The sequence below is a fragment of the Treponema vincentii genome, from assembly GCF_018336815.1.
In the GTDB taxonomy this organism is placed as follows: domain Bacteria; phylum Spirochaetota; class Spirochaetia; order Treponematales; family Treponemataceae; genus Treponema.
In genome coordinates this window covers 2,601,496-2,618,879 of record NZ_CP050497.1, presented here as the reverse complement: position 1 = coordinate 2,618,879, position 17,384 = coordinate 2,601,496, and the positions used below count along the sequence as shown (strand labels likewise).

Genomic DNA, 17,384 nt, shown 5'->3' with positions numbered 1-17,384 from the left:
TACCGCGTGTACAGCTATTTTACCCCGCACCTGCCGGATGCGGTAACTAAATCGCTCAGCCATTCGGCACATTCCGGGGTAAGCAAACCGCGCGGCATGCGCCACGTCCAGTTTTTCCCAAGGGTAGAAGGTTCGTTCATGCGCGCCTCCGCTCCCAGTGCATACAGGTCTTGGAACGGAATAACGGCAAATACCGCTACGGAGAAAAACGCTTGCTTAATCAGTTCGGCGCAGAGATCGTCTTTGAAGGCGGACATTTGCAAAGCCGTCCCATCATCTGCTGCAGGAGACGCCGCATCGGCCGTGTCGTGCCGTGCTGCGGTATGCTCTGTCGGTTCGGACGTACTATTCCCTGCTTCAGTATGCTCCGCCGAAAACAGCTCGTCAAGTAATTCTACGGCAGGTCTTTCACCGTAGAGGTAGAACAATAGCACTTCAAAATCATCCCGCGAAAGCGTATCGAGCCATGCCCGCAGTGTCGTGTTGTCATGCGTACCGGTGTACACGACAGCGTTTTGCGTATACCGGTGCGGCAAAAAGGCATCGGTAAAGCCGGCTTCCCGCACCTCTGCGGCGCTGAATGCAAACTGCAAGATTTTCATTCCCGGCAAATGGAAGTCGTCGCGGAGACGCTCCACCTGCGGGGTAATAACCCCAAGGTCTTCGGCAATAATCGGCAAACCTTTGGCATATTCGCTGTTCTTTTTGAGCAATGCGCGCTGTACCGCTTCAAAAAAAAGATGATCGGGGCCGGGCAGCCATTCGCCTTTTTCCGCAGTCGGAGCGCCGAAGGGTACCGCCCAATACGCTTCAAAACCACGGAAGTGATCGATACGAATATAATCGACGAGCTCCAAACATGCGTCAATGCGGTCAATCCACCAGCGGTATTTATCGGCCTTCATCGCTTCCCAATTATAGAGCGGGTTTCCCCACAGCTGCCCCGTTGCGCTAAAATAGTCGGGCGGTACTCCGGCAACCGCTGTCGGTACGCCGTTTTCATCCAGCTGGAAAAGTTTTTGATTCGCCCATACATCCGAAGAATCCGGCGCAACAAAGATCGGGATATCCCCGATAATCGAAATACCTTTTTCGTTTGCATATCGTCGAAGATGAGTCCACTGTTCAAAGAAGAAAAATTGAATAACCTTATACAATTCAATTTCGTGCAAGTGCTCCTGCGCCCAGTGGTTTAACGTTTCCGAATCGCGGCAGGCAAGAGCCTTCGGCCAGTAATTGTTCCACAGTTTTCCAAAGAGTCCTTCCTGAGCAGCCTTTACATCATATACCTCTTTAATCGACATAAAGAGGGCATAGTCGCCAAGATGTTTTTTCTTTTTAAAATGCCGGAAGGCTTCTTCCAATCCCGCATCGGAGATGTTTTCTTTTTCTTTAATCTTGTTAAGAAATTTTGATGCGGCTTTTTTTAAGAGCGGTATTTTCCAATAGACTACCGAGCCGAAGTCGATATTACCGTCCGTAGAAAGGTACTCCGGCAGCTTTATATCATCATCAGTCAAATATCCTTGCTCCGAAAGTGTTTCCAAGTCGATCAACAGAGGGTTCCCTGCAAAGCTCGAAAATGCCGCATAGGGAGAATCCCCATAGCCGGTCGGCCCGAGCGGCAGTACCTGCCATAGCCGTATATGCGCGAAATGAAGCCAATCGATAAAGTTATACGCGGATTTTCCCAGCGTTCCAATTCCTTCATTACTCGGAAGAGAAGTGGGATGGAGCAGTATTCCTGCAGAACGGTTTAAAAGCTGTGAACGCATAGTACCTCCTATTGGTAGATACGGATTATATCATATTTATTATAAAGTGCTAATATCGCAAAAAAATGATAAAATTTTTCCTTTACAATCTGTTATAAGGAATGGTATACTTCCTACAATATCATAAAGTGATGTTATTGTCCTGATTATTAAATTGGAGCTACGCTATACAATATGACAAAAGAAGTTTTCATCTCCTGCATAAAGGGCGGGCTTATTGTGTCCTGCCAAGCCCTTCCGGGCGAACCCCTTTATAGACCGGAAGGCGGTATCATGCCCCTCATGGCAAGGGCTGCTGCAGAAGCGGGGGCTAAAGGTATCCGATGCAATGGAATACAAGATATTACCGACATAAAGAAAGCGGTGAATCTTCCCGTCATAGGAATAATCAAAAAAAATTATGAAGGTTTTGGAGCCTATATTACCCCGTCTATGGATGAGGTTGATCAGCTTGTAGCGGTTGGCTGCGAGGTCATTGCTATCGATTGTACTCCGTTATCACGGCCGGGAAACCTAACTGCCTCGGAATACATCCGTGCGATAAAGAAAAAATATCCTCATCAGCTGCTGATGGCGGACTGTGCTTCTTTTGAAGATGCGTACAACGCGGCGGCGGCAGGAATCGATTTTGTCGGCACTACGATGAACGGTTATGTAGGCGATAATTCCGCAACCATACTTGACGGCCCGAATTATCAACTTGCGAGAAAAATAACGGCCTCTATTGCTGTTCCGCTTATTGCAGAAGGTCGTATTCATAGGCCGGAAGATGCCGCCGAGATGCTCAGACTCGGCGCCCTGGCAGTCGTTGTCGGCGGCGCAATAACCCGCCCTAAAGAAATCGCAGAAAGATTTGTGCACGCGATCAACGCTTCGGCAGAAAGCCGAAACTGAAACAATATCAATAAAATCATCATAGGAGGATGATAGTATGAAAAAAAGACTATTTTTATTGGCAGCAGTTACAATCATGCTGTTTTCCTTTGCTGCTTGTGCAAAGAAAGACGCCGATCAGACAACTGCAAAAGAAACCGGCAAGCAGACGAGTAAAGAAGTTGTTATTTACTCTCCCAATTCCGATTCCGAAATAGCCGCCGTTGTTCCCGCTTTCGAGAAAGCTACAGGCATCAAGGTTATTCTCCAGTCAATGGGCACCGGCGACGTTCTTGCCAGACTTGAGGCGGAAAAAGCAAATCCGCAAGCTGACATCAACTGGGGTGCGGTGAACCTTGCATTCTGGAAAGATCATCCCGATCTCTATGAGCACTATGTTTCGCCGAATGATAAAAATCTGCCCGAAGCATATCAAAGCTATAACGGCTATTTCACCTACACGAAATTGTCCGGAAGCGCGGCGCTCCTTCTCAATAAAGATGTTTTTAAAGAGATAGGTTTGAATCCGGAAGAATTTAAAGGATATAAAGACCTTCTGCGCCCTGAATTAAAGGGAAAAATTGCAATGGGAGATCCCGCGGCTTCCTCAAGCGCATGGGCGGAATTGACCAATATGCTTCTTGTTATGGGAGAAAAACCCTATGACGATAAAGCATGGGAGTTTGTCGCACAGTTTGTTAAGCAGCTGAACAGATCGATTATTTCATCGTCAAGTCAGATTTACAAAGCGACTGCAGACGGCGAATATGCAGTCGGCGTATCTTATGAAGATCCCTGTATCAGCCTGCTTGAAGACGGAGCAACGAATCTGATGGTTGTCTATCCCGAAGAAGGAGCGGTCTGGCTTCCTGCCGGCGCAGCAATTGTAAAAAATTGCAAGAACATGGATAACGCAAAAGCTTTCATCGACTTTATCATTTCCGAAGAAGGACAGAAAGGTTATGCGCCGACGACAATCAGACCGGTAATGACCTCTGTCGAGAATACCAGTAAAAATATGCCGGCTTTTTCTACCATTAATGTCGCATATGAAGACATCAATTATTGCGCAGAACACAAAAAAGAATGGCAGGAAAAGTGGATCGATTTAGTTACAAAATAAGAAAACCTCTAACAAATAGAATCGTTTAGAGATACTCGAAATTACTGCTTGTTCATCCTCGTATGAGGGGACAAGCAGTAACTCAATAGGAGAACGAAATGAGCGTAAACATCTCTATAAAAAATGCCGTAAAAAAATATGGAGAAAATACAGTTATAGACGGCCTTTCTTTAAACATTAAAGAGGGAGAGTTTTTCACGCTCCTCGGCCCTTCGGGATGCGGTAAAACAACGCTTCTTAGAATGATTGCCGGATTTAATTCAATCGAAGGCGGAGATTTCTACTTTGATGAAGATAGAATCAATGACAAAGACCCTGCAAAAAGAAATATCGGAATGGTTTTTCAAAACTATGCTATCTTTCCCAATATGACGGTAAAAGCTAATGTAGCCTTCGGTCTAAAAAATCGAAAGCTGCCTAAGGATGAAATAGAAAAAGAAGTTGATAAGTTTTTAAAGCTCATGCAAATTGATGAGTATAAAGACAGAATGCCCGAAAATCTTTCCGGCGGACAGCAGCAGCGTGTAGCGTTAGCCCGTGCGCTCGTTATTAAACCGAGTGTTCTGCTTATGGATGAACCGCTGTCAAACCTTGACGCAAAACTCCGTGTGGAAATGCGCACGACAATAAAAGAACTTCAAAACAAAATCGGTATTACGACTGTCTATGTTACGCATGATCAAGAAGAAGCGATGGCTGTTTCCGATCGGATTGCGGTTATGAATAAAGGTTACATCCAACATATCGGAAGACCGAAGGATCTGTATCAACGGCCGGCGAACCTTTTTGTTGCGACCTTTATCGGACATACCAACGTCCTCGACGGTACTATGGAAATACAAGACGGCACTCCCTTTCTTGTTTTGCCGACCGGCGACAGAATAGCGGTTGATAATATCCAAGATAAGTTTAAAACCGAAAAAAATGTAAAAATTTCCATACGACCCGAGGAGTTTATTATTGAAAAAGAAAACGGTAACGGTATTTCTGCCGTCGTCGATGACTGTATTTTCCTCGGTCTTAACACACATTACTTTGTGCACTTAAAAGACGGAACAAAACTGAATATTGTCATGGAATCCGAAATTGACAGCACCATACCGAAAGGCGCGTCAATCACCCTTGGGGTAAAAAAAGAAAAAATAAACATATTCACCGGCGACGGTAAGAAGAATATCGTTCTCGGCGTACAGAACGATCTGGAGGTGTGAATATGAAAACCGTCATCAGTAGTGGAAGAGTAAAACCGAAAAAAGATATTTGGACTATTATCTCTTTGAGCATTCTTTTCTTATTTGCTCTTTTTATGCTCTATCCCCTTGTTATGCTGTTGCGTAATTCGGCGGTAGATCCGAGCGGGAAGCTCACATTCGGTTACTTTGAAAGATTTCTATCCCGCCCGTATTATGCCGGAACCATAGCCAACTCTTTTAAAGTCAGTATTTCGGCAGCCTTTTTGGCATTAGTGATCGGCGTTCCGATTGCCTACTTTATGAATATGTATAAAATTAAAGGCGCTAAAATGCTGCAGATTGTCATCATCATGAGCAGTATGTCAGCGCCTTTTATCGGAGCGTATTCGTGGATTTTGCTGCTCGGCAGAAACGGTCTTATATCGAATTTTATCAAAAGTCTGACAGGCATTAAAATACCGAGCATATACGGATTCAGAGGAATAATGCTTGTGCTCTGCTTACAGCTTTTCCCTCTCGTTTTCCTGTATGTTTCAGGTGCGCTCAGGAATATCGATAATTCCCTTTTAGAGGCGAGTGAAAATATGGGCTGCTCGGGAGCTAAACGGTTTTTTACCTTGATAATCCCCTTATGTATGCCGACCATTATTGCCGCAGCTCTTATGGTGTTTATGCGCGCATTTGCCGATTTCGGAACGCCGCTATTTATCGGAGAAGGATACCGGACGTTTCCTGTTGAAATATATAATTCATTTATGAGTGAAACCGGCGGCGATACTCATTTTGCCTGCGCAGTGGCGGTTATCGGTATTCTGATCACCACACTGATATTCCTTATCCAGCGGTACTTTAACAATAAATTCAGATTCACGATGAATGCGCTGCATCCGATTCAATCAAAAGAAATTCATGGAATAAAAAGTTTTTTGATTCACGCTTTTTGCTATATCGTGGTATTTACGGCCTATGCTCCGCAACTCTATGTGATCTATACGTCATTTAGAAAAGCGTCGGGAAAGCTGTTTGTCAGCGGATATTCGCTGCAAAGTTATCGGGACGCCTTCTCCAAGCTGCAAAATGCCATTCCAAATACCTTTTTAATCGGAGGGACAGCCATCGTACTGATTGTGCTCTTTTCCGTATTAATTGCCTATTTGGTCATTAGACGGGATAATATTGTAAATCGAACAATAGACACGTTGTCGATGATTCCGTATGTCATACCCGGCGCTGTTGTCGGTATATCGCTTGTCATTGCATTTAACCGGAAACCGATAGTGCTGGTTGGAACCGCCGCAATCATGATCATTGCTTTGGTAATACGGCGTTGTTCATACACCATCCGCTCGTCCGTCGCCACATTGCAGCAAATTCCGATGTCAATTGAAGAAGCGGCTTTATCGCTCGGATGCAGTAAAATGAAGGCTTTTTTTAAGGTAACGATGCCGATGATGTCTAACGGCATTATTTCAGGCGCCCTATTGAGCTGGATTGCAATTATTACGGAACTGTCCTCCGGCGTTATTTTATACAACTACCGGACGACAACACTGACAATTCAGATTTACACGTATGTATCACGAGGCAATTACGGGATTGCTGCAGCGATGTCCGCTATTCTCACATTGATGACCGTACTAACGCTGATCATATTTATGCGGGTATCGAAAGATAAAAAGATCGCGTTCTGATGCTCGCAATAGAGGCAAGTTTCCGTTAATATTCGCCGGGCAGAAGCGTTACGACAAATAGTTCTTTGTCATTTTTGTCTTTATAAATGTACATTAATGTAAGGCCATCGCTTCTTACTTGTGAAACCGGTTGATTAGTCTTGAGCTTTTCTTTCAGCATCTCTGTTGCTGTTTTTTGGACGACAGCCCACGTTTGCGCGTCTAACTCTTCATAAACACCGCCGGAGAAGAGATATGTGTATGCAAGTGCGTGCTGTTCCTCTTTATACTCGAGCTTTGTTAGCGTGGTCGCCTCATCAACTTTCAAGGGGCATTGCTTTGTTACCCCTTCTGCCATGGCACGATATAAACCGGATTTCGAATTTGAGGTTTCGCCGGATACCTGCGGCTCCTCTTTTGCCTTAGCAGCATTATTTGCCGTTTGGCAAGATGATAAATAACTTACGCATACGAGTACACCGAATAAGAGTATGAGCTGTTTTGCATTTTTTAATGATTTCATTGATAACCTCGCTTATAGGAAAATTAATGTTTTGGATATATTTTATAATTGAGAAAAGTGTACCATACCTTCACGTTTATGAAAAGACGACGGGCAAATACATCAGGCAGGATAGATAAAAAGTACCTGATGCGATTGTGCTGCATCCTTGAACTGCATCCTTGAACTTGCATAATTGCCCGAACCGCTTTATAGTATATAGGAAAACCGGTGAGCAAAGCTCAACTCTAAAAAACTGATTCGCAATTCGCTTTAGCGGATATGATAAATCATTTCCTTACAGAACAAGCCGATAGGCTTGCGGTTTTTAGAGGTTCCCTATTTTTTAACAGGAGCGAAAACAAAAGTCGCATTTTTTACCGCCCATTCCTAATGTTTCGCTCCTATCGAATTGCAATTTTTTTATATTTCCAAATACGATATGATCACATAAACAAAATATCTCACAGATTTCCGGACAGTTAAAATAAGTACAGGTATCAAACCAAAGACACTTTAAAACATCCGTAGAATACTCTTTCACATTGTCGGCTAACGTTTTACTTATCCAAATTTCTTCACCGGTCATTCCCTGTCTCATAAAAAATCGGAACAGTTTAAAAAAGCCGGGAATATGAAACAATGTATTCAAAATACGGTGTGCTTTTCCGGCAATATAAAAAGAATATTCTTTTACCAATTCCTTTGCCTCTTGCGCAGGAATTCCGTTGTCGATAAAAGTTTTATAGAGCGCTATGTTTGATATGATACTGCTCTTTTGCCGCTCCTTTTGTTTTTCTGTCCATGCTCCACGATCGAGTTCTTGAATAAGAAGTTGCATTTTTTCCTTATAGGTTGTGTCTATATGATCTAATATGTGCGGCATTAATTTTCCTGAACTGACAAACCCTCTGCGCGAATAAAATCTTTTATATTTCATGCTTCTCTCCGATCAATCTTCCACCCGATTGCTTCTTCGCGGATGCCGACAAATCTCCGGTATAGTCCGTCCTGCTGCATAAGTTCGGTATGAGTACCCTGCTGCACAATGCGTCCTTCGTCAAGCACAATAATTTGATCCGCTTTACGTACCGTATTCAACCGGTGCGCAATCATCAAGAGTGTTTTGTTTTTTGTCAGCTCCTCGATAGCTGTTTGCAACTCATGTTCATTTTCAGGATCGACACTGGCAGTCGCTTCGTCTAAAATAACAACAGGCGCATCCTTGAGAATTGCCCGCGCGATGGAGATACGCTGCTTTTCTCCCCCCGACAGTGTTGCGCCGTTTTCGCCGATTCTCGTTTGATACCCGTCCGGCAGTGCAGAAATAAAATCATGACAGCAGGCTTTTTTTGCTGCGGCAATCACTTCGTCCATCGTTGCATCCGGCTTACCGAAACGGATATTGTTTTCTATCGTATCTTCAAATAGGTATACGTGCTGAAATACAATAGAAAAATTTTTCAAAAGACTGTCACATGTGTAATCCTTAACATTGATACCACCGAGTAAAATTTCACCCTGACTGACGTCCCAAAAACGTGCAATTAAATTACATAGTGTCGTTTTTCCCGAACCGGACGGACCGACAATCGCGCAGCTTGTTTTCTGCGGCACCGTAAAATCGATATTCCGTATCACTTCTTTTGTATCATTTCTATCGTACGAAAAAGAAATATTCCGAACCGTAATGTCATAATTATTCGGAATATGCTCCGTACCGTTTTCATCCAGCAGCGGCATATCCGATATTTCTTCCAACCGGTCAAGGGATGCATCAACTACCCGTGCAACAGCTGCCGTACTTCCGGCAAGTTCCACCGTTGCATAAATCATAAAACTTGCGACAGTCAGCAACAAACACTTTTCCGGTGTTATATTTCCATGCAGTAAAAGATAGGGCGCTGTAATGAGTATTGCCGCTCTAACCACTTTGAATATTGTTTGAAAAGCAGCTGCGAGTTCGGAAAAAATCTTTTCCAAAATGATATTTGCCGCTGCGCTTTCACTGATTGCTGCATCAACCGTTTTACCGGATTGCTCGCCGAGTCCGAATGCTTTTACTACCGTCATCCCTTGAATGTATTCCAAAATACCGGTTACCAGTTGTGCTTGCGCCGCCTGCCTGCGCGGTGAATATTTTTCTCCCGCAGCTTGTGTTTTTGCATAAATCAAGAACGAGATTAAAAGACCGGCAAGCATCAGTACGCCAATTCTCCATTCATAAACAAACAACCATACATTGATAACAAAGGCATGAATAAATCCGCCTGCAACCGCCTCCAGTACCGTTACCGCACTTGTTTCAAGATCGCCGAGCGTGGTGGTAACCGCAGCGGTAATGTCTCCTAATCGATGCTCACTAAAATATCCCATCGGAGCACGCTTTAATTTTTCACCGAGGTTCATCCGCCACTCGCTGCACATGGCAAAACTTCCCAATGTTCTATTTATAGAAGCGATATTGATAAAAACGATTTTGCCCACAATACTGAGCAGCATAATTCCAAGCGATACCCAAATCGTTTTGTACGGCATCCCATTTCCTGAAATGGCGGAAAGGATTCCGGAGAGAACCGTCAGAATTGCCATAATGGGCAGCATTTCAAAAAACGAATTACCGATATGAAAAATAAAAGAGAGTATCAATCTTCTTTTTTCCGCACCTGAAAAATGCAACAATCGTTTAAACATAGTAATCATACAATTTCTCCTAAAGCAGCGGTTGAAGTTAAACCGTTCTCCTTTTTGTCGCTTACGCTGATGTGCGCATTCCAAAGTGTGCGATACAGTTCGCACGATTCCAACAGCGATTGATGCCCACCCTCCGCTTCAATACGTCCGTGATTCATAACGATGATTTTATCTGCCATCGTGATAGTCGAAAGCCGATGTGCAATGACGATCAATGTTTTTCCTGCGACCAGTTCTCCGATGGAACGCTGAATGACTGCTTCATTTTCGGGATCGGTAAAAGCGGTCGCTTCATCCAGCACAATGATGGGGCTGTCTTTTAGTATTGCGCGTGCGATTGCAATGCGCTGCTTCTCTCCGCCGGAAAGATTATTCCCTCCGTCTCCTGCGATCGTATCATACCCTTGAGGAAGTGCCTTGATAAAATCGTGGCAGCTTGCTTTCTTTGCAGCCTGTTCTATCTCGGCATCCGTAGCGTCCGGTTTTCCAATCCGTATATTTTCCCGAATGGATAAATGGAATAAATAATTATCCTGTGAAACATAGCCAATTCGTTCCATCACTTGCGAAAGCGGAATGTTCCGTACATCGCAGCCGCCTATCATAACCGAGCCTGTACTCGCTTCCCAAAACGAGGTGATTAAGCGGGCAATGGTAGATTTTCCCGAACCGGACGGACCGACAAATGCAGTCATCCCATTCGGAACCGCTTGAAATGAAATATCATGCAAAACTTCCGTATCGCTATATGCGAACGATACATGAGAAAACGCAATAGTATTTTCTTTAATTGGCACAGCATTTTTCGGACGGTTCATTTCTTCCGCTTCCAACAGTTTCGCAATTTCTTTTACGGTAGAGTCTACCATTGCAAGACTGTCCGTGTAACGCAGCGCTTGGATAAGCGGTGCAATAAGACCGAGCGACAAGATGATACACGATATAAAACTTCCGGCGGATATACTCCCGTGTATGAAAAACCAACAGCCGAGCGGCAGCACACCTAATAAACTGGAAGGAGCAATTGCAATTCCCGCAGCGTAGTAGGGATTGGTCTTTTTAAACCATTCCGCTTTCGCATTCTCATTTTCCGCTATTGCCTCAGTATATTTCCGATATGATGCAGTACTTTGATTAAAGGCCTTTATTACTTCAATGCCGCCGATGTATTCAACCGTTGCGGCATCCATATTTTTACTTCCGGTGAGAACTTTTGCATACCGTTTTTCATAATCCTTCATCATCCCCATATAACAAATAAGACCGAGCGGGAAAGTTGCAAAAGCGGTAAGCGCTAACCTCCAATCAAGAGAAAAGAAATAGACTAACATTAAAAAGGGAATCAGCAGATTTGCCGTCAGTTCCGGTATGATATGAGCAAGCGGCAATTCCAGTTTTTCAACCGTATCAACCAGCATTGTTTTGAATTTACCGGATGGGGTATCCAATATAAAACCCATCGGAACGCGGGAGAGCTTTGCCGTCAGCTGCATACGGATGTTTTTAAGCACAGTAAAGGCTGCACGGTGAGAGCGTATTGTAGAAAGTGTAGACAGACAGAGCTGCCCAAGATACCCGGCAAGTGCAATAAGTGCCGTTACAAAAATTGCCTGTAGGGTATAATCCCGTGCGCATATCCGAATGATAAGGCGGGACACGGCAAGGTATGGTACAATTCCCGCAGCTGCGCCCAATACGGCAAAAATCACAGAAGTGACGAGAAGCCTCTTACAGGGTTTTGCAAGCTCCAATAGATACTGTAAAGCGGTTTTTTCCGCAGTATGTTCACCGGTTTTTGACAATTTCTCCATCCTTTCCTCATTATTTTATAGCAATGATATATATCACTGATATAAAATAGAAAAGCGGAGATTTTGTCAAGGGAGTGGAGAGGGAATGGAAAAACTCCCGTTTAAGCTTATGTTAAAAGCTCTTCTAACTTTTCTCTTGCCTTTTTAGCTTCAATTTTATTTGGGATTATGACAAGCAAAATCCCAAAAACAAGCATGATATAAGGGACTAAAGCAGCCGGCATGGGAAATCCGGCGAATGGAACTATTAGGCATCCCGCAAGTACGCCGGTCAACCATATAACTAAAAAAACGATAACAGGGATAGCCATTCTCATTCTGATGTTGATTGTTGAACCATACTCATGTGCTTCAATAGTTCCGATTATCAAAGGCAAAAATGAATTTCGATAATGTATACATCTACAAATTTTAAATGAATTTTCAGATACGCTCCCTTCAAAATATTTGTCCTCTTTGGGAAAATCAAATACAGAAGTTTTTATGTAAGTATTGTCGCGTATTATTTGAAGAATCTCATCTTTTGATTTTTTTGTTTCAATTATAAAACGCATAGTACTCCTCATATCGTTAGTCGTTAGGCCTTACAGCGACACCACTTCACAATCTTACGTTAGCTTTAAAATACCGTCCCAACCGCAGTTAAAAAAAGACAGCCAGTTCTTTTACATACTCAAGCGCTTTTTTGCGAGTCATGTCATGCGCAACGGTTTCAAACACGGCGGTAAAATACGCGCTTGTAATCATGTGATGCAGTTCACGGCTCACGGTACCTTCAAGCTTGCCCTGTTTCCGTAAAAGGCGGTAGTATTTTTCGGCGACAGATACCTCAAGCTCAACTAAATCGTGAATATAATGCTCGTACTTTGTTCCGGCAGACCGGCAAATTACGAGTTTAAATACATCGAAATTATCATAAATATAGTTTACGAAAATATGCAGATATTCCGTAGACAGTTTTCTGCTGAATTGCGTTTCACTTTTTTCGATTAAATCAAAGTGAGCTTCTTGCGCATGTTTAAATTGTTCAACCAAACCGTCTGCCGCTTCGGACACCAGCGCAGTAAATAGTGCTTCCTTATCGGGGTAATAACCGTAGAATGCCCCCTGCGTAAAACCGGCATCCGCTACAATCTTTCTTAAAGATGCATCTTTAAAACCTTTTTCCAAAAAATTCCTGTTTTCCGACTTCCAATATTTTTTTCTGTGTATCTGATACGCCCATTTTTTACCCCATGCTGATCGGTATCTTCAAAAACTATCGCTTTACAGATGCCAAATATACCGACGATATATATCACTGCTATGGTAGCGGATATTTTTTGCAGGGTCAAGATTTTTTACATCAGAGGATAATTTCCGCAACAACCTTTACATTCAGCACAACATTTGCCGTTTTCCGCCCGACACACGGAAGGCTTTCCAATGCGGTACTTTTGAATAATAGTGGTCTATCAGAATTTTGCTAAGCGCGATAATCCGCTTTGCCTTTGTCGGATACAAATTAATGAAATTGATATAGCCTTTCAAGCTTTCTTCGCCAAGCGCAGCCGCTCATACACAGTGTACACCGCATCGGCAGGGAGCAATCGTATCGTAGAATCCATAATCTTATTCAGTCTCGGCTATTCATTTTCGATAATAATTTGACACATCCTCATAACCTGCAGCGCTGCCTTATGATTTTCGGGCGTTGTTCCCGCACAGCAAGCGGCATCGACATGAATGGGGACTTCGGGGAAAAAAAGCTTTTAACAACAGCGCATTCGACACAACGCAAATATCCGTGCACAATCCTATCAGTGTAATAGAATGGATCGGTGTTTTTTCATTTAAAGTTTTTAAGGCTTCCGCCAGCGAAAGTGAACCGAAAGTCGGCTTTTCGTAGACTTGATCGGTCATGAGTTTTTTTACCGGAGCAACAAGTTCCCACCCTTCTGTGTTTTTTATGCAATGCTGAACAGGTAAAAACGTTCCTTCTTGAGATTTCAAATAAGAACTTGGGTGTGTATCCTGCGTAAAGACAATGTGCCCCTTAAAGGTCTCAATCTTTTTTACGGCATTTTGCACAATCGCCTGCGCTTCTTTTGTACCCAAACTCCCGCTGACAAAATCATTCTGCATATCGATAACCACTAACACATCTTTCATTGAAAATCCTCCGTCAATCCGATATTTTCTCGCATAGAGGCATCGCTAAACCCCCTGTTAGATTTTTAAAGGCGCCATGTACTGATGCATACATTCTCATATATAATTTTCTATCGTTTATTTCAAGTCAAGGCGACCGCATTAAAAATATTTTTAGCGGTGGCCTTCCTTCTGTGCGAAATTTTGCCTAAAATTTCGCACATTTTTCCAGTAAATAGGTAAACGCATCAGGCAGGGTAGATAAAAATCGCGAAAAAATTGAGACTATGAGACCATTTGAACCGCGAAGAGGTTCAACTCTGGTCGAATAGTATCAATTTTTCCGCGGGGTATTAAAAAAACGGCCGGATGCGTTTCCCTTCGGCCTTGAACTTGCATAATTACCGAAACCGACTTATAGTATATAGGGCATCTCTAAAAACTCGGTTAGATTTTTAGAGATGCCCGTCAAATTTCGGCTTTGCCGAAACATCGCAAATAAGTTTAAGGAAAACCTCTAAAAGCTGAGGTTTTTAGAGGTTCTTTATAGCATGAAAAAATATATTTTATCGTTTGATCAGGGGACAACCAGTTCCCGCGCTATTTTATTTGATAAAGCCGGTACGATTATCGCTACGGCACAACAAGAGTTTACTCAGATTTTCCCCAAGTCCGGATGGGTGGAACACGATGCGATGGAAATTTGGGGGACACAGAGCGGTGTTGCCCGACAAGTATTGGAAGAAACCGGAACGCGCCCCGATGAGGTTGCAGCAATCGGGATTACCAACCAGCGGGAAACCACCGTCGTGTGGGATAAGAATACCGGAAAGCCCGTATACAATGCGATTGTGTGGCAGTGCCGCCGTACCGCTTCCATCTGCGACGAACTCAAAGCAAAGGGCTGGACGGATACGATACGAAAAAAGACAGGGCTTATCATCGACGCCTATTTTTCCGGCACAAAAATAAAATGGATACTCGATAATGTTGCGGGAGCACGCGAGCGGGCGGAACGGGGCGAGCTGCTGTTCGGGAATATCGACACGTGGCTTATCTGGAATTTGACCCGCGGCAAGGTACACGTTACCGACTACAGCAATGCATCCCGCACCATGTTGTTCAATATCAACACCCTGCAATGGGATGATGAAATTCTGACGGAACTGAATATTCCGCGCATCATGCTGCCGGAGGTAAAGCCGTCAAGCTGCGTGTACGGCAAAACCGATGAACGCACCTTCGGCGGCGCCGACATCCCTATTGCAGGAGCCGCGGGAGATCAGCAGGCGGCGCTGTTCGGACAGGCGTGCTTCGAAGCGGGCATGGCGAAAAACACCTACGGCACCGGCTGCTTTATGCTGATGAACACCGGCGCTACGCCGATTATCTCCAAGAACGGACTCTTAACGACCATTGCTTGGGGCATCGGAGATACGGTGTCTTATGCGCTTGAGGGAAGCATCTTCGTAGCGGGAGCAGCCGTGCAATGGCTGCGGGATCAGCTTAGACTGGTGTACGATGCCGCCGAAACGGAGTATTACGCGGAGCGGGTAGAAGATACCAACGGCGTATACGTTGTGCCTGCTTTTACCGGTCTCGGCGCTCCGTATTGGGATATGTATGCGCGGGGTGCGATTGTGGGTTTAAGCCGCGGCGCAAAGCGTGAACACATCGTCCGCGCCACCCTTGAGTCGATTGCCTACGGGACACGGGATGTCCTTTCCGCGATGGAAAAAGATTCCGGCATTATGCTCAAGGCGCTGAAAGTAGACGGCGGTGCGGCGGTCAACAATTTTTTAATGCAGTTCCAAGCTGATATTCTCAACGTACCGGTACACCGTCCGCAGGTTCTGGAAACAACCGCACTCGGCGCCGCGTACTTGGCGGGACTGGCAGTCGGCTTCTGGAAAGATATGGAAGAAATTAAACGCAACTGGGCAGTAGACCGCGCATTCACCGTGCAGATGGACGAAGCGGCGCGGACACAGCGCTATGCCGGTTGGCAAAAGGCGATAAGACGTGCCATGGATTGGGACGACTAACTCATGTATGATGTGATTATAATCGGCGGGGGTGTTGTCGGGTGTGCTATTGCACGCGAGTTGTCGCAGTACCGGCTGAGCATTGCATTGCTCGAAAAGCATTCGGAAGTTTGCGAAGGTTCCTCTAAGGCAAACAGCGCTATTGTGCACGGCGGATTTGACGCAAAACCTAATACGCTAAAATCCCGCCTCAATGTACGCGGAAACGAATTGATCCGCCGCCTTGCGCCGCAGCTTCAGTTTCATTTTAAGCAGATAGGTTCGTTGGTTGTCGCCTTTTCCGATGAAGATATGGAAGCAATCAAAATGCTCTATGAGCGAGGTATCGCAAACAGCGTACCGGAACTTGAACTTTGGAATCGGGAAAAGACCCTCGCGGAAGAGCCGAATCTTTCACCCGAAACGAGAGGCGCTTTATTTTGTGGGACTGCCGGTATCGTGTGTCCCTTTGGCATGACATACGCATTTATCGAAAATGCGGTAGAAAACGGCGTTGAGCTGATATGCGATGCCGAGGTTACCGGTATACAAAAAATAGATGAGGATATTTGGCACGCGCCAACACAGGATACCGCCGTTCAAACTGTAACTGCACAAACGTCGGCGCAAGAACATGCCTTTTCCGTAACGACATCGCAGGGTGTTTTTACTGCGCGGTATGTCATCAACGCCGCAGGGCTCTACGCGGATAAGATTGCCGCGATGATCGGCGACTACGATTACACTATCAATCCCCGCAAAGGTGAGTACCGTGTGCTGGATAAGGTGTGCGGCGATCTGGTGCATCACGTTATCTTTCAGGCGCCGACCAAAATGGGCAAGGGCGTTCTGGTAACTCCCACCTATGATAACAACCTTTTGGCAGGGCCGACAGCGCAGGACGTTGACGACCGCGAGGATACTTCGACAACGCTTGCCGGGCTAAACAAGATTGACAGTTCGGCAAAAAAATCGGTACCGGCGCTCGACTTCCGAAAAACCGTCCGCACCTTTACCGGCGTGCGCGCCCGCCCGAGTACCGGCGACTTTATGATCTATGCTTCAAAACATGCAAAGGGATTTATCCACGCCGGAGGCATCGAATCTCCCGGATTAAGCTCGGCGCCGGCAATTGCCGAATATGTTGCGGAGCTTTTGCAGTATGCAGGAGCGGAGCTGATAAAAAAGCCGCAGGTTGTTAGTGCACGGAAAGGTATCAGTCAGTTTTCCGCCCTTTCCAACGAAGAGCGGGCGACCCTGATTGCGGAAAATCCGCTCTACGGACGGATTATCTGCCGCTGCGAAACGGTAACGGAGGCGGAAATCGTTGAAGCAATCCGCCGCCCTGCCGGAGCGCGTACCGTTGACGGTGTTAAGCGGCGGGTACGCCCCGGAACCGGACGCTGTCAAGGAGGCTTTTGTACGCCGCGCGTTTTGGAAATCCTCAGTAGGGAATTACAGCTGCCGATGGAAAACATCGCCAAATCGGACAGAGGCACGGAGATTGTGTTGGGCAGATTAAAGAATGCCGGTGAGCGTAAAAGCTGCAGCGGCGATTTTCCAAAGCATTCAAGGTAACCTGTTCAGAA

General features: G+C 45.0%; 14 protein-coding genes. 6 read left to right on the top strand and 8 right to left on the bottom strand.

All coding sequences use genetic code 11. The annotated features are described in order from the left end of the window. Positions 1–14: 14 nt before the first annotated feature. Positions 15–1,775, bottom strand: a complete 1,761-nt coding sequence (gene malQ / locus GWP40_RS11990; RefSeq protein ID WP_212565499.1) for a 4-alpha-glucanotransferase — start codon at positions 1,773–1,775, stop codon at positions 15–17. A 174-nt stretch (positions 1,776–1,949) separates the two neighbouring features. On the opposite strand from malQ, the gene GWP40_RS11985 reads away from it, so the two are divergent. The 4 genes from GWP40_RS11985 (at position 1,950) to GWP40_RS11970 (ending at position 6,655) form a co-directional block, all read left to right on the top strand. Then, on the top strand, positions 1,950–2,669 hold the full coding sequence (locus tag GWP40_RS11985; RefSeq protein ID WP_212565498.1) for an N-acetylmannosamine-6-phosphate 2-epimerase: 720 nt from the start codon (positions 1,950–1,952) through the stop codon (positions 2,667–2,669). A gap of 37 nt (positions 2,670–2,706) precedes the next feature. Continuing rightward, positions 2,707–3,771 carry an extracellular solute-binding protein gene (locus tag GWP40_RS11980; protein ID WP_212565497.1) on the top strand — a complete coding sequence of 355 codons (1,065 nt, stop codon included), beginning with the start codon at positions 2,707–2,709 and terminating at the stop codon, positions 3,769–3,771. A 98-nt stretch (positions 3,772–3,869) separates the two neighbouring features. Further along, complete coding sequence (locus GWP40_RS11975; protein WP_212565496.1) at positions 3,870–4,982, top strand: ABC transporter ATP-binding protein; 1,113 nt, start codon at positions 3,870–3,872, stop codon at positions 4,980–4,982. A gap of 2 nt (positions 4,983–4,984) precedes the next feature. After that, complete coding sequence (locus GWP40_RS11970) at positions 4,985–6,655, top strand: ABC transporter permease (RefSeq protein ID WP_212565495.1); 1,671 nt, start codon at positions 4,985–4,987, stop codon at positions 6,653–6,655. 25 nt (positions 6,656–6,680) lie between these two features. Here GWP40_RS11970 and GWP40_RS11965 read toward each other — a convergent pair whose 3' ends face one another. The 7 genes from GWP40_RS11965 to GWP40_RS11935 all read right to left on the bottom strand — a co-directional run bounded on the left by GWP40_RS11965 (position 6,681) and on the right by GWP40_RS11935 (position 13,792). After that, positions 6,681–7,157: a hypothetical protein gene (locus tag GWP40_RS11965; RefSeq protein ID WP_212565494.1), complete on the bottom strand. Its 477-nt coding sequence runs from the start codon at positions 7,155–7,157 to the stop codon at positions 6,681–6,683. A 325-nt stretch (positions 7,158–7,482) separates the two neighbouring features. Next, positions 7,483–8,076, bottom strand: a complete 594-nt coding sequence (locus tag GWP40_RS11960; protein WP_212565493.1) for an L-2-amino-thiazoline-4-carboxylic acid hydrolase — start codon at positions 8,074–8,076, stop codon at positions 7,483–7,485. Further along, positions 8,073–9,839 carry an ABC transporter ATP-binding protein gene (locus tag GWP40_RS11955; protein ID WP_212565492.1) on the bottom strand — a complete coding sequence of 589 codons (1,767 nt, stop codon included), beginning with the start codon at positions 9,837–9,839 and terminating at the stop codon, positions 8,073–8,075. Before GWP40_RS11955 ends, GWP40_RS11960 begins: the two co-directional genes overlap by 4 nt. Continuing rightward, entirely contained in the window at positions 9,836–11,641 is a 1,806-nt protein-coding gene (locus GWP40_RS11950; RefSeq protein WP_212565491.1) for an ABC transporter ATP-binding protein, read from the bottom strand. Before GWP40_RS11950 ends, GWP40_RS11955 begins: the two co-directional genes overlap by 4 nt. A 107-nt stretch (positions 11,642–11,748) precedes the next feature. After that, a complete protein-coding gene (locus GWP40_RS11945; RefSeq protein ID WP_212565490.1) occupies positions 11,749–12,195 on the bottom strand; it encodes a hypothetical protein in 447 nt (148 codons plus the stop codon). Positions 12,196–12,283: 88 nt separating this feature from the next. Continuing rightward, the gene (locus GWP40_RS11940) at positions 12,284–12,811 is read right to left on the bottom strand and encodes a TetR/AcrR family transcriptional regulator (protein ID WP_230974467.1); all 528 of its coding nucleotides are present in this window, start codon (positions 12,809–12,811) and stop codon (positions 12,284–12,286) included. 507 nt (positions 12,812–13,318) lie between these two features. After that, positions 13,319–13,792, bottom strand: a complete 474-nt coding sequence (locus GWP40_RS11935; RefSeq protein ID WP_230974466.1) for a cysteine hydrolase family protein — start codon at positions 13,790–13,792, stop codon at positions 13,319–13,321. A 530-nt stretch (positions 13,793–14,322) separates the two neighbouring features. Here GWP40_RS11935 and glpK point away from each other — a divergent pair. Together glpK and GWP40_RS11925 are read left to right on the top strand one after the other, a co-directional pair. Beyond that, positions 14,323–15,816, top strand: coding sequence for a glycerol kinase GlpK (gene glpK, locus GWP40_RS11930; RefSeq protein ID WP_212565489.1), 1,494 nt, complete (start codon positions 14,323–14,325; stop codon positions 15,814–15,816). A gap of 3 nt (positions 15,817–15,819) precedes the next feature. Beyond that, positions 15,820–17,373, top strand: coding sequence for an NAD(P)/FAD-dependent oxidoreductase (locus tag GWP40_RS11925; protein WP_212565488.1), 1,554 nt, complete (start codon positions 15,820–15,822; stop codon positions 17,371–17,373). Positions 17,374–17,384 lie beyond the last annotated feature (11 nt).

What these genes read in the sequence shown, in the direction of transcription:
- malQ (WP_212565499.1), bottom strand. Translation starts at nt 1,775, where the DNA reads ATGCGTTCACAGCTTTTAAACCGTTCTGCAGGAATACTGCTCCATCCC.
- GWP40_RS11985 (WP_212565498.1), top strand. Translation starts at nt 1,950, where the DNA reads ATGACAAAAGAAGTTTTCATCTCCTGCATAAAGGGCGGGCTTATTGTG.
- GWP40_RS11980 (WP_212565497.1), top strand. Translation starts at nt 2,707, where the DNA reads ATGAAAAAAAGACTATTTTTATTGGCAGCAGTTACAATCATGCTGTTT.
- GWP40_RS11975 (WP_212565496.1), top strand. Translation starts at nt 3,870, where the DNA reads ATGAGCGTAAACATCTCTATAAAAAATGCCGTAAAAAAATATGGAGAA.
- GWP40_RS11970 (WP_212565495.1), top strand. Translation starts at nt 4,985, where the DNA reads ATGAAAACCGTCATCAGTAGTGGAAGAGTAAAACCGAAAAAAGATATT.
- GWP40_RS11965 (WP_212565494.1), bottom strand. Translation starts at nt 7,157, where the DNA reads ATGAAATCATTAAAAAATGCAAAACAGCTCATACTCTTATTCGGTGTA.
- GWP40_RS11960 (WP_212565493.1), bottom strand. Translation starts at nt 8,076, where the DNA reads ATGAAATATAAAAGATTTTATTCGCGCAGAGGGTTTGTCAGTTCAGGA.
- GWP40_RS11955 (WP_212565492.1), bottom strand. Translation starts at nt 9,839, where the DNA reads ATGATTACTATGTTTAAACGATTGTTGCATTTTTCAGGTGCGGAAAAA.
- GWP40_RS11950 (WP_212565491.1), bottom strand. Translation starts at nt 11,641, where the DNA reads ATGGAGAAATTGTCAAAAACCGGTGAACATACTGCGGAAAAAACCGCT.
- GWP40_RS11945 (WP_212565490.1), bottom strand. Translation starts at nt 12,195, where the DNA reads ATGCGTTTTATAATTGAAACAAAAAAATCAAAAGATGAGATTCTTCAA.
- GWP40_RS11935 (WP_230974466.1), bottom strand. Translation starts at nt 13,792, where the DNA reads ATGAAAGATGTGTTAGTGGTTATCGATATGCAGAATGATTTTGTCAGC.
- glpK (WP_212565489.1), top strand. Translation starts at nt 14,323, where the DNA reads ATGAAAAAATATATTTTATCGTTTGATCAGGGGACAACCAGTTCCCGC.
- GWP40_RS11925 (WP_212565488.1), top strand. Translation starts at nt 15,820, where the DNA reads ATGTATGATGTGATTATAATCGGCGGGGGTGTTGTCGGGTGTGCTATT.